At 47.0% G+C, this 12,216-nt stretch carries 10 protein-coding genes; 6 read left to right on the top strand and 4 right to left on the bottom strand.

Annotated elements, in window-relative coordinates; translation table 11 throughout:
• The first annotated feature begins 151 nt into the window (after positions 1–151).
• Positions 152–937 (top strand): hypothetical protein, encoded by a 786-nt coding sequence (locus NDA03_RS09850; RefSeq protein WP_348237934.1) that lies wholly within the window; start codon positions 152–154, stop codon positions 935–937.
• Between the two features lie 8 nt (positions 938–945).
• Here the strand turns inward: NDA03_RS09850 and NDA03_RS09845 are convergent, their stop codons facing one another.
• Positions 946–1,899, bottom strand: coding sequence for a YihY/virulence factor BrkB family protein (locus NDA03_RS09845; RefSeq protein WP_190415110.1), 954 nt, complete (start codon positions 1,897–1,899; stop codon positions 946–948).
• A 151-nt stretch (positions 1,900–2,050) separates the two neighbouring features.
• On the opposite strand from NDA03_RS09845, the gene NDA03_RS09840 reads away from it, so the two are divergent.
• The gene (locus NDA03_RS09840; protein ID WP_348237933.1) at positions 2,051–2,629 is read left to right on the top strand and encodes a hypothetical protein; all 579 of its coding nucleotides are present in this window, start codon (positions 2,051–2,053) and stop codon (positions 2,627–2,629) included.
• A 93-nt stretch (positions 2,630–2,722) separates the two neighbouring features.
• Here NDA03_RS09840 and thrC read toward each other — a convergent pair whose 3' ends face one another.
• From thrC to rimO, 3 genes are all read right to left on the bottom strand, one after another.
• A complete protein-coding gene (gene thrC, locus NDA03_RS09835; protein ID WP_348237995.1) occupies positions 2,723–3,835 on the bottom strand; it encodes a threonine synthase in 1,113 nt (370 codons plus the stop codon).
• Positions 3,836–4,022: 187 nt separating this feature from the next.
• Positions 4,023–5,456, bottom strand: a complete 1,434-nt coding sequence (locus NDA03_RS09830; RefSeq protein WP_190428666.1) for a DEAD/DEAH box helicase — start codon at positions 5,454–5,456, stop codon at positions 4,023–4,025.
• A gap of 128 nt (positions 5,457–5,584) precedes the next feature.
• Entirely contained in the window at positions 5,585–6,910 is a 1,326-nt protein-coding gene (gene rimO / locus NDA03_RS09825; RefSeq protein WP_190428665.1) for a 30S ribosomal protein S12 methylthiotransferase RimO, read from the bottom strand.
• Between the two features lie 339 nt (positions 6,911–7,249).
• Between rimO and btpA the strand changes: the two genes are divergently transcribed.
• From btpA to NDA03_RS09805, 4 genes are all read left to right on the top strand, one after another.
• On the top strand, positions 7,250–8,092 hold the full coding sequence (btpA, locus tag NDA03_RS09820; protein ID WP_190415113.1) for a photosystem I biogenesis protein BtpA: 843 nt from the start codon (positions 7,250–7,252) through the stop codon (positions 8,090–8,092).
• Between the two features lie 164 nt (positions 8,093–8,256).
• Positions 8,257–9,201, top strand: coding sequence for a vitamin K epoxide reductase family protein (locus tag NDA03_RS09815; RefSeq protein WP_190986729.1), 945 nt, complete (start codon positions 8,257–8,259; stop codon positions 9,199–9,201).
• A 359-nt stretch (positions 9,202–9,560) separates the two neighbouring features.
• Positions 9,561–11,717: a CHASE2 domain-containing protein gene (locus NDA03_RS09810; protein WP_348237932.1), complete on the top strand. Its 2,157-nt coding sequence runs from the start codon at positions 9,561–9,563 to the stop codon at positions 11,715–11,717.
• A 166-nt stretch (positions 11,718–11,883) separates the two neighbouring features.
• Entirely contained in the window at positions 11,884–12,057 is a 174-nt protein-coding gene (locus NDA03_RS09805; RefSeq protein ID WP_348237931.1) for a hypothetical protein, read from the top strand.
• The last annotated feature ends 159 nt before the right edge of the window (positions 12,058–12,216 follow it).

Genomic DNA, 12,216 nt, shown 5'->3' with positions numbered 1-12,216 from the left:
TTGTGCTGGATATCGCGCTCGCTAGCCGAGAAATCCTGTACGCTTCCTGCTTTTTAATCGCCCATTATCACTCAAATAGTACTTTAAAAATTCGGGAAATTTTTCAATTCTTCGTTTCACCAAGCTTAAATTTTTTAAGAGAGGTTTCAAAATGCAGTTTTTCATCTCTCCAAAGAAAGCTAGGAAATTTCTGATTTTCGCAGTCATAGGGTTCATCTTTGCCAGCCTTGCCAGTCAGTTAACAAGGCACTTCTTATACCAGCAAGGTTATAAGCTCTTATGGTTAAATAAAGTAGTAGAGTTATTCAACGTCGATCGCGAGAAAAATTTTCCAGCGTTGTTTTCAGCATCGCTGTTATTACTTTGTTCAATTTTACTAGCGGTTATTACCTACGCGAAGAAAACTGAAAGCGATCGCTATACCTTCCACTGGGGCGCTCTGTCGGTTCTTTTTCTCTTTCTATCAGCAGACGAATGGCTAAGTTTCCATGAAAAGACGATCGAGCCACTTCGAGATACATTCAAAGCTACCGGATTTTTATACTATACTTGGGTAATTTTCGGTATTGCTTTTGTATTTCTTACCTTAATATTCTTCTTAAAATTTCTCGTCCATCTTCCCGCAAAGATACGGCGTTTATTTCTGATTGCCGGAACTTTCTTTGTTGGAGGGTCGATTGGCATGGAGTTAGTGAGTGGATTTTACGTATATCACTATGGTCGTTTAATTTGGGGAGCCACTTCAACCAAGCAGACAATACAGTCGATTGGATATATGCTGATGTCAAGCTTGGAAGAGTGCTTGGAGATGGTCGGTGTTGTTCTCTTTATCTATGCAGTGATGTCTTACATGAGTTCCTATGTCAAAGAAGTGCAAATCCGCATTGAGGAGGAAACACCGACGGTTCCCTTAATGAAGTACCCAGAAAAAGTTTAAATCTCAATTTACCCAGCTTTTGATTCTGGTGCCGACTCAGCTTCTAAAGAGGCTAGTTTCGCCTTGCTGTGATGCCGCATAGATTCTCCCACCGTAACGTTTAACTGATCGCCAATCAGCAGTACTAGAGAACTCATATACAGCCATAGCATTAAAACAATAACGGCACCTACTGCACCATAGGCTTTGTTGTAATTACCAAAGTTAGAGACGTAAAGCCGAAACAAAGCTGATATAATCGCCCAGGATACAGCCGCTACCATTGCTCCTGGCATAATCGGGGTTCCAGCAACCCAGCGGCTAGGACCATAGCGATAGATAAAAGCAAAGGCTGAGGCGACAATGCCTAATGCCAAAGGCCAGCTAAAAAGCCGCCAAATACTTAACAATTCCAATAATCCACTTTGGCTGATTAATAGCTTCACAATCAGGTCGCTAATAAATACTAAAAAGGAAGCAATAATCAGCAGGACAATGGTACCAATTGTTAGAGCGATAGAAATTAATTTGGCTTTCCAAAAGGGTCGGGTTTGTTCTAGCGGAATCTGATGGATTTGATCGAGAGCGGTCATGGCGGCACTCAGCGCCCCAGAAGACGCCCAAATAGCTGCAACAAAACTGAGGGAAAACAGCCCTTGATTTTGCGATTGACTGATTTCGCGGGCAAAACCTTCAATAAGGAAAAGAGCTTCTTGAGGAGCAATTTCACTCAATTGCTTAGCTAACCCTTCAAAAGTGTCTGATGAGGATTGAAACAGACCAATGGCAGTCAAGATTGCCAAAATAGCTGGAAACAAAGCTAACATGGCGTTGTAGGCCATTTCTGCCGAAAGCCCCGCTAACCGCCGTTGACCTACGCGCTGGAAGGTTTTCTTTAAAGTTGCCCAGCTGAGATGTCGAAAGAAACGGATAAAACGGATTGAGGAGCCTCTAAGAGCGGCATAGGCTAAGAACGAGCGCATTATTGTTTGATTCCGTATACAACGTTTTCTATAATGTGCCAAATCAACTACTAAGGTTACAGGGGTTTTGTCAAACTATCGATAGTGTCTATGACAAATCGGCAAATTTTGTTAACAATTGATTGTTGTAACCGATGAGGAGTGGTTTTTGATGGCCCACGAGGTAGCGCAGTGGTTGGCTGAAATTAAGATCCTGAAACAGCAGCTAGCAGAGTTAGAGCGCGATCGCGATGCGGCTTTGGAAAGTGCGGCAAACTGGCGTCAACTGTATAACACAGAAGCGCAGCAACGCCGAACTGAGGCAAAGCTAGCTCAACAACAGATTGAAAAACTCAAAAGCCAACTACGGCAACTCCAGAGTTCACCGCAACCTACAGAGGACGATCCGGGTGCTGTGGAGGCGATTCGTGCAGAAGTAGAACAACTAGAAAATCTGGAGGAGTTGAAAGCGAAACTAACCGAGGCGATAGTTGAGCGCGATCGCCTTACCCAGGCTTTAAAATCTGAGCAGACTAATCATGCACAAACCCGCCGAAGTTTAACGACTGCGATTGGGGATACTCTCGATCGACTTAGCCGAGAACGCATAACCCGCCAACCAGCGGCATCAGGCCAATCAGCTCCGAGAGGTCAGTGGGTAGGAGTGAGTACTCAAGCTAGCAAAAACAACAAACAAACCCCTCCATCTTCACAAGAAGAGGAGAGGCGTAATCCCGGACCAAAAGCTTAAAAGGTAGCAAGTTCCCTCCTTGACCATCTGAATAAGGGAGGTTTGGAGGGAACCCACACTTCAAAATAATTCGATGAAACTGAGCCTAACTGCTCAAAATCCCATCACCTGAGCCACGGTCGCTAAATCTGGCTCAATTCCCTGTTTAAAGGAATTTTCGCTGTGTTTAATTGCCGTATCCGGGTCTTTTAAACCATTCCCGGTCAAGACGCACACCACTGTAGCACCTGTGGGTACTTGATCTTTTACTTTCAGTAACCCAGCGACGGAAGCCGCACTAGCCGGTTCGCAGAAAATACCTTCTTCGGATGCCAAGAGACGATAGGCTTCTAGAATTTCGGCATCTGTCACCGCATTAAACTGACCCATACTGGCTTGTTGCGTAGCGATCGCCCGTTCCCAGTTAGCAGGATTACCGATGCGAATAGCGGTTGCCAGGGTTTCTGGATTCGGCACTGCCTGACCTGTAACCAGGGGAGATGCGCCAGACGCTTGGAATCCCATCATTCGGGGCAAGCGCTCGCATTTCCCTTCCTGATGATATTGACAAAATCCCATCCAGTATGCAGTTATATTTCCGGCATTCCCTACGGGGATGCACAGCCAATCGGGAGCATTTCCTAACGCTTCTACCACTTCAAAAGCAGCAGTTTTTTGTCCTTCTAAGCGATAGGGATTTACCGAGTTCACCAGCGTGACGGGGTAATTTTCTGCCATCTCCCGTACAATTTCAAGCGCCCGGTCAAAATTTCCTTTAATTGCCAAAACTTCCGCCCCATACAGCAACGCCTGAGCTAACTTGCCTAGCGCCACGTAACCATCGGGAATCAATACAAACGCTCGCATTCCGCCCCGACGGGCATAGGCAGCAGCAGCGGCTGAAGTGTTGCCGGTACTGGCGCAAATGACGGCTTTGGCACCAGCTTCCTTTGCCTTAGAAATTGCCATCGTCATCCCCCGGTCTTTAAAGCTACCAGTGGGATTGAGACCGTCATACTTCACCAACACGCGCACCTGTTTACCCACAATCTGAGAGATCGCGGGAACCGGAATCAATGGAGTATTGCCCTCCAGCAGTGTTACGACTGGCGTTGTGTCCGTCACCGGCAGATATTGCCGATATGCCTCAATCAGTCCAGGCCAGGACTGCCGTCCAACAGGGTTACTTAGGGCAGGAGAATTCGCAGCAGATACAGTTAAAGCCACAGGAGTCAGAGAGGGGAAAGGGATTGCCAAAGTGGGTTCGCTCCAGAGTTTGTCTATAAAAAACCGACCCTTGAACTAAACCCACTCTTCTCAAAATGGAGAGGGGAGACGGGGAGAAGTTCACCCCTGTCATTTATTCTCTCTCCTTCAACAGAAGCTAGAAGAAATTTTCGTTTTCTACGCTACTTTAATTGCGGATTTCTTCAGGCTTTTGCCTTCTGACTTCTGTGTTCTCGCTTTTCACTTCTGGTTTGGGACGCTTGATCAGCTTTGGCTTAGTAGAGATTCCCCGATCGTCCATTGGTGTTTCTTGTTCGCTGGACATCCAAGAGGGACGAGTTTGGTCGTACACCATTTGCAGTGCTGCTGCCGCGATCGCGTGGGCGTCGTATTCTTCACTTAGTTGCGCCACGACAGGCAAGAATGAAGCCATGCGCTCTCCGCTCAATACTTCGCGTACTTGAGCTTGCAGTTTTTCCAGACGTCGTCCTTCGATCTCCGCCCGTGTGGGAATTTGGACGATTTTCAGGGTTTGTCGGACTTTGCGCTCAATTAGCACCAATTTCCGACGATCCATCGGTTGAATCAGGGAAATGGCTGTTCCTGCGTTACCAGCGCGACCTGTACGCCCGATCCGGTGGATGTAGCTTTCCACGCTATCTGGCAGATCGTAGTTAATCACATGGCTTAGGTGGTCAACGTCTAAACCCCGCGCCGCAATATCGGTGGCGACTACCCAGCGCACTTGGTGTTGGCGGAACCTCATCAGCAGCCGTTCCCGGGCTTGTTGATTGAGGTCGCCGTGGTACTCGTCTACACTGTGACCGGCAGCTTGCAGTTGGTTGGTCAGTTCCGCGGCTGTCTTGCGTGTCCGCACAAAGATTAGGGCAGATTCGGGATCTTCCAGTTCTAAGATGGGCAGCAAGGCGCGAGATTTTGACCAACCGCGGGGCACCATGTACACCACCTGGTTAATCCGGGAGGGAGCGGCTTTGGGCTGCTCCACAGAGACGTTCATTGGCGATCGCAAGAACTTCGCAATCAATTTTTGAATGGTCGGCGGCATTGTCGCCGAGAAAAATGCCGTCTGACGCTCGGTGGGGACTTGCTTGAGGATGGTTTCTACATCGTCAATAAAGCCCATGCTCAACATTTCATCGGCTTCATCTAATACCAGCCAGTTGACTTGATCGAGCTTAAGCTCTCCCCGGTTGAGCAAATCAATCACCCGTCCTGGGGTTCCAACTACGATCTGAACGCCCTGTCTGAGGCGCTGGATCTGCCGGTCGATAGCTTGACCGCCATATACTGTCAGCACGCCCAACCGCCGCTCGTTGCTAAAGCTGCGAATTGCCAGAGCAACTTGCTGAGCTAATTCCCGCGTCGGTGTCAAAATCAGCGATTGGACTGCGGGATTTTTAATGTCGATCCGTTCCAAAATCGGCAGCGAAAAAGCCGCTGTTTTTCCGGTTCCAGTTTGGGATTGTCCCACCACATCCCGACCAGCCAACAGATGAGGAATGGCTTGGGATTGAATTTGTGTGGGCGCAGTGAAGCCTAGTTTTTCTAGTTGCTGAATGCGAGCTTCTGAAAGGCCTAGGCTTGTGAACGAAAGGGTCATAATTTGTTGTTAGTTGTTAGTGTTCGAGAATTGTGAATTGCGAAGTATGAAGTTTTTAAGTATGAAGTTTGAAGTATGAATTAATATTTGCCTTAGTTCTTCAGCCTTCATTCTTGAGTTGTCATTCTTCATGCTTCGGGCTTGGCGACATGACCATACAGGTCGTAGATGTCAGTGCTTGTAATTTCCACCGATGCTATAGAACCTAATGGGACGTCGCCTTGGACGTAGACTAATCCGTCTACCTCCGGGGAAAATCGGGCAGATCGACCGATTAATTCCCCAGTTTCTGGATGTTCTTGCTCAATCAAGACATCAACCATCTTGCCGACACAAGCTTGATTTTTTCTCAAGGAAATTGGCTGCTGAACTTCCATCAAGGCATCCCTGCGGATATCCATGACTTCTTGGGGCAGTTGATTGGGCAAGGTGAAGGCAGGGGTGCCTTCTTCTGGAGAAAAAGTAAACACACCTACATGGTCAAATTCATGGCGCTGGACGAACTGTAGCAAGTGTGCAAAATGCTCTTCCGTTTCGCCAGGGAACCCGACAATGAAAGTGGTTCGCAGTACAGCATCAGGCAGAGCTGTTTTAATCCGCTCAATAATTTGGTCGTTTACCTGTCCCTGCCAAGGTCGGTTCATGGCGCGGAGAATTTCCGGGTGGGAGTGCTGTAACGGCAAATCCAAATAAGGCAATACGTTAGGAGTCTCCTGAATTGCTTCGATGACGGCTGGTGTTAAGCCTGTGGGATAGGCATAGTGCATCCGAATCCACGGAATGTTAACCTTTCCCAACTCCCGTAGAAGTTCCGCCAGTTTCGGCTTCCCGTAAATATCCAGACCGTAGTTGGTAGTGATCTGGGAGATGAGAATTAACTCTTGGACTCCTTCCGAGGCTAGCTGGTGGGCTTCGGCGACGATGGATTCAATGGAGCGCGATCGCTGATTTCCCCGGAGATGGGGAATAATGCAGAACGCGCAGCGGTAATCACATCCTTCCGCTACCCGCAGGTACGCGACACCTTCCGATGTCGTGCGGTAGCGAGGCGTTGTTTCATCGGCTATGTAGGTCGGCAGCTCTGAAACTTGCTTGACCCGTTCACCGCCTTCCACTCGTTGAACCACATCGACGATTTGGTGATAATCGCCGGTGCCCACCACAGCAACTGCTTCTGGCAATTCATCCAGCAGCTGCTCTTGGAAGTGCTGCGCCATGCAGCCTGTGATTACAATCTTTTTGTTCGCTTCCGCCAGTTCTACTAAGGTGCGGACAGACTCTGTCCTTGCAGCCTCAATAAAACTACATGTATTAACTATAACATATTCTGCTAATTCTTCATTACTGTCTACTTGGTACCCTGCCTGTACCAACAGACCTAACATATGTTCGGTATCAATACGGTTTTTTTCGCAGCCCAAGTGAGAAATTGCAATTGTTGGCTTATTGCCCATGCGGTTTAAATACGGCTAAAGAAATTCTGTTAGAAGCTGAAGCCAAAATATTATACCCTATTCTTGGCACAGCAGTGTACAACCCAGTGGGACGTGAGTGTCAAACTGGGAGGATCGGGTTTGGGTATGAAGATAGGAGTTGAGTCGTTGAAGAATCTATCTTCCACCCACCAACCAGAGTAGGGAACTGGATAGTGGTATCTACCCCTGTCTCCATTCTAGATAAAATTCTAGAATGGCATCATCCAAGATGCGATTCATTTCACTGCCATTTTTGCTGCTTGGAGGAGAATAACCGACAGGTGTAGCAAGAATTCGCCGGTGTTTTCAGGTAGACAAGTGGACTTAAATCAAATCTTCAAGACACCGAATCCCATCATTGGCGTGGTTCATCTTCTGCCGCTGCCGACATCTCCCCGCTGGGGAGGTAGCCTGAAAGCGGTTATCGATCGAGCTGAGCAGGAAGCGACCGCGCTATCTGCTGGAGGCGTGAACGGCATTATTGTGGAAAATTTCTTTGACGCCCCTTTTAGTAAAAACCAGGTAGATCCAGCGGTCGTTAGTGCAATGACACTGATTATCCAGCGGCTCATGAACTTGGTGACGTTACCTGTAGGCATTAATGTATTACGCAATGATGCCCATAGCGCGATCGCAATTGCATCCTGCGTCCACGCTCAGTTTATCCGCGTCAACGTCCTTACCGGCGTCATGGCAACTGACCAAGGGCTGATTGAGGGAGAGGCGCATCAATTGCTCCGTTACCGTCGGGAATTGGGCAGTAATGTAAAAATTTTGGCAGATGTCTTAGTCAAGCACGGTCGCCCTTTAGGTTCCCCAAATCTAACCACAGCAGTGCAAGAGACGATTGAGCGGGGTTTAGCAGATGGCGTCATTTTAAGTGGCTGGGCGACGGGTAGCCCTCCGAGTCTAGAAGACTTGGAACTAGCAACCGCCGCTGCCAACGGGACGCCCGTATTTATCGGCAGTGGTGCCAACTGGGAAAATATTTCTACGCTGATGCAAGCCGCAGATGGCGTGATTGTTTCCAGCTCTCTCAAGCGCCACGGGCGGATCGAGCAGCCCATTGACCCGATCCGGGTCAGCCAATTTGTGGAAGCAACCCGACGCAGCTTTGCGACCAAAGCGGAACCCAAGCCAGTTTCTTCGGTCACTTATTAGTTGTTAGTTGCAGTTGTTAGTTGTTAGTTTTTAGTTGTTGGTTTTCTAAAATTAACTTCAAAAAACTAACATCTCAAAACTTTTTACTGAGTTCTCTAGCCTGCGATAATTTTGCTCTTCAGTTTTCGATTCTCATTTCTCAGCCCTCCTACCTCAGTTCTGACATGAGCCGCCGACGTTCTACTCCCTGGATTCATCGCTGGTCGCGTCTGCTGATTGCGGCGATCGCTATTTTAGGTGCCTTAGTGACGGGCTATCTAACCGTAGTCAAGCTAACAGGAGGCTCTGCTGCCTGTCCCACCAGCGGTTGCGATCAAGTCCTCTCCAGCCCCTACGCCACCGTCTTTGGTGTTCCCTTAACTTTGTTTGGCTTGCTGGCTTATGTCAGCATGGTCGCTTTCGCCCTCGCTCCGATGGTAGCCAACCCAGTTGAAAAAAAAGACCTCCATTCTCAACTGGAAAACTGGACTTGGTTGCTACTATTTGCCGGTGGCACCGCTATGACGGTTTTCAGCGGCTACTTGATGTATCTACTGGCATTTGAAATCAAAGCCGTTTGCCTTTACTGTCTTGCCTCCGCTTTCTTCTCCCTTAGCTTGTTAGTGCTGACCTTGATCGGTCGCGCTTGGGAGGACTGGGGACAACTCTTTTTTACCGGGATCGTCGTGGCAATGGTAGCCCTAGTTAGCACTCTGGGCGTCTATGCCACTGTGAAATCACCACTTGCTTCAGGGGGTGGCTCCGCTACCACCGGATCGCAAACCTTTCCCATTACCACCGCCTCTAGCTCCGCAGAAGTTGCTTTAGCGAAACATCTTGAAGCGGCAGGAGCAAAGATGTATGGCGCTTTCTGGTGTTCTCACTGCCACGATCAAAAGCAATTGTTTGGGAAAGAGGCATTCAGTCAAATCAATTATATTGAGTGTGCCGATCCCAAATCACCACAGCAGCAGGCAGAAATCTGCCAAAAAGCAGGGATTCAAAGCTACCCCAGCTGGGAAGTCAACGGTAAATTGGTCGAGCCAGGTGTGAAATCTTTAGAGAAACTGGCTGATTTATCGGGTTATACAGGTCCTCGCAACTTTCAGAACTCCTTGCCAGGGCTTTAAATTTGGGTGCCCTAGAAAATAGCGATGTCACCCTAAACGGAAAAAAAGATATTTGCCGTAGAAGTATTTGGCCTTTTCAGCAGTTGCTAAAATCAAAACCGAATACTTCTACGGCACAATCTTTGGCATGGTGAGGCATCGTTTCATCATCCCATTATTTAGCACTTTACGGATAGCCAAAACAGCAACAACGCTGCTGTCCTAGTATTGAAGAAAGGATAATCAGCAACTCTGATTTTTAAAAAGTCTCTCATTGACCAGACTCAAAGTTTTCACCGAGCCATCTACACATACTGAGGAAAGTTGTATCACGATGGTGTATACAACAAAATTGTTTGCATAACCCTGCAACCAGGTCGATGCTAAAAAAAAGTATATGGACAAGATTGAAGCTGTTGCTTCAACAAGAGCGCCGAGTGCCGATCGCTTCGTCGGCTGTTGCAAGCTGCATCATTATCCTGCGGATGGCTGGACTGTTTCAATCCTGGGAATTGGCAGCCTTAGACCAGCTGTTTCGTTTGCGTCCTTCAGAACGAATAGACGAGCGCGTGGTCATTGTCGAAATTAATGAAAAAGACTTAAAGCAGGTGGGACAATGGCCCATTCCTGATGCAGTTATGGCAACTTTAGTACAAAAACTAAATGCCTTTGAGCCACGAGCGATTGGTCTGGATATTTATCGCGATCTCCCAGTACCACCCGGTCATGCAGAATTCATCAAAGCTGTTCAAACGATCCCTAACTTGATCGGAATTGAACTATTGAAGACTGAAAAAAGCTTGGGTGTTCCACCATCCCCAGAACTAAACCGTCTCCAGCAAGTTGGTTTTAATAATGTGGTCGTTGATGCTGATGGTAAGGTGCGCCGTAGCTTTTTATATGCACACGTAGATAACAAACTACATACAAGTTTTGCGCTTCAGTTGGCATTGATTTATTTGAAGGAAAAGGGAATTACTCCTAGTCCGTCGCGAGTGAACCCCGATTACCTACAGCTAGGGAGGGGTGTTTTCCCAGTTTTTAAATCAAATGATGGGGCTTATGTGACGGCTGATGCCCAGGGTTATCAAGTATTAGCCAACTTTAAGCAACCCAATAGCTTTCAGATTGTTTCAATGGTAGATGTTCTGGCAAATCGGGTACAACCCAGCCTTCTACGCGATCGCATTGTTTTGATTGGTTCAACCGCACCCAGCCTCCAGGATTTTTTCTACACCCCTTACAGTAGCCGTCTCAACCAAGGCGCACAAAGGATTTCAGGTGTCGAACTCCAAGCCAATTTTACCAGTGCGCTCCTGAGCGCTGCTCTGGACGGACGTTCCTTAATCAACGTCTGGCCCGATCTCGTAGAAGCCTTGTGGATTTTGGTTTGGTCGTGGATAGGTGCCTATATCAGTTGGCGATTGCGTCTCCCTAGAAAGTCTGGGCTCAGTATTTTAGCGGCTGGGGCTGGATTGCTCGGTATTTCCTACCTCGCCTTTCTCTTCGGTTGGTGGATACCACTGGTTCCTCCACTCCTGGGGCTTGTAGGGTCTGCGATCGCGATCGTGAGTCATCTGGCTTATTTGGAGGAGGAGTTAAAACGCTCTAAAGAGTTTTTGCAGAAGGTGATTAATACCATCCCCGATCCAATTTTTGTCAAAGACAAAGAACATCGTTGGATTATTTTAAATCAGGCATATTGCAAATTTATTGGTTATCCCCTAGAAACTTTACTTAAAAAGTCTGCTTATGAGTTTTTTCCTAAACATGAGGCTGAAGTTTTTTGGCAGAACAATGAGCAAGTGTTACAAGGTGGTGAGGAGCAAGAAAATGAAGAAGAATTTACGGATATCTTTGGTACAACTCACCTAATCGCTACCAAGCGATCGCTCCATAAAGATGCTGCCGGTAATATTTTTTTAGTTGGTGTCATCCGAGATATCACTGAACGCAAGCGGATAGAAGAAGAGTTGAAACGAACGGCAGAGGAGTTAATCCGTTCTAACGCCGAATTAAAGCTTTCAGAAGACCAAATGCGTCATCTAGCTTATCACGATCCACTGACTGGTCTACCTAACCGTAAACAATTCTATGAACGCATGGTTCAAGCTCTAGAATGGGGTAGTAGTAATAACCAGTTGTTTGCTCTTTTGTTTCTTGATCTGGATGGCTTTAAGCAGGTTAATGACACCCTCGGACATGACATGGGCGACCTGCTGTTACGGATGGTCGCTCAACGACTCACGGGTTGCTTGCGCGGCAGTGATACCGTCTCGCGTTTGGGTGGTGACGAATTTACAGTAATTTTACCTGCAATTAGTAGAGTTCAAGATGCTGCCAGAGTTGCAGAAAAGACTTTATCAACCCTATCTCAGCCTTTCATTCTCAACGGACAAACTATCTTCGTAACTGTCAGTATTGGTATTAGCATCTATCCTTTTAATGGGAACACTGTAGATACCTTAATTAAAAATGCAGACTCTGCTATGTACCGTGCTAAAGAACAGGGTCGCAATCGATTTCAATTCTTCTGATCCTATTTTCTTGAGGAGTTGCAGTTTACTTGTTGTTAATTAATAAAAATTCGCTTGCTCATTAGTTATTAAACAGTTGCTATTAAAGAATAACGAATTCATTAATCAATAAAGAAATTTAAAATTACTTGTAGTCTTTCTAAAAATATTGCTTCAGAAACTGTAGATGACCTCTACAACCGGGCAACCCTGTTCAGTCTATGGTCTATCCTGTTCAGGAGTGCTTTTGCCTTCATGGAAGGGACGTTCGCAGCCCGTTTTGATTTTGACTGGAGAATATTTAGAATCGCCCAGTCGGGTGAATGCACGCAAAGAATTAGTTGTAACGATAGAAATGTAAGCCTCTGTTCTTCCCCAGCTGATATGAGAAACAGAAGCGATCGCCTCTAGTAGTTAACCACGATAGTTTTGACAGATAAACAGGGATCGGGGAAACTGGCTAAAACCCAAAACTTCCGATGCCAGAAAAATATACAGTCACGCTCAGCAACGAAGAACG

It is taken from the genome of Trichocoleus sp. Lan, from assembly GCF_039961855.1.
Lineage (GTDB): Bacteria > Cyanobacteriota > Cyanobacteriia > Cyanobacteriales > FACHB-T130 > FACHB-T130.
Note: the sequence above shows the minus strand (reverse complement) of the source record. Positions and strands in the feature narration are given on the sequence as shown.

What these genes read in the sequence shown, in the direction of transcription:
- NDA03_RS09850 (WP_348237934.1), top strand. Translation starts at nt 152, where the DNA reads ATGCAGTTTTTCATCTCTCCAAAGAAAGCTAGGAAATTTCTGATTTTC.
- NDA03_RS09845 (WP_190415110.1), bottom strand. Translation starts at nt 1,899, where the DNA reads ATGCGCTCGTTCTTAGCCTATGCCGCTCTTAGAGGCTCCTCAATCCGT.
- NDA03_RS09840 (WP_348237933.1), top strand. Translation starts at nt 2,051, where the DNA reads ATGGCCCACGAGGTAGCGCAGTGGTTGGCTGAAATTAAGATCCTGAAA.
- NDA03_RS09830 (WP_190428666.1), bottom strand. Translation starts at nt 5,456, where the DNA reads ATGACCCTTTCGTTCACAAGCCTAGGCCTTTCAGAAGCTCGCATTCAG.
- rimO (WP_190428665.1), bottom strand. Translation starts at nt 6,910, where the DNA reads ATGGGCAATAAGCCAACAATTGCAATTTCTCACTTGGGCTGCGAAAAA.
- NDA03_RS09815 (WP_190986729.1), top strand. Translation starts at nt 8,257, where the DNA reads ATGAGCCGCCGACGTTCTACTCCCTGGATTCATCGCTGGTCGCGTCTG.
- NDA03_RS09810 (WP_348237932.1), top strand. Translation starts at nt 9,561, where the DNA reads ATGCTAAAAAAAAGTATATGGACAAGATTGAAGCTGTTGCTTCAACAA.
- NDA03_RS09805 (WP_348237931.1), top strand. Translation starts at nt 11,884, where the DNA reads ATGACCTCTACAACCGGGCAACCCTGTTCAGTCTATGGTCTATCCTGT.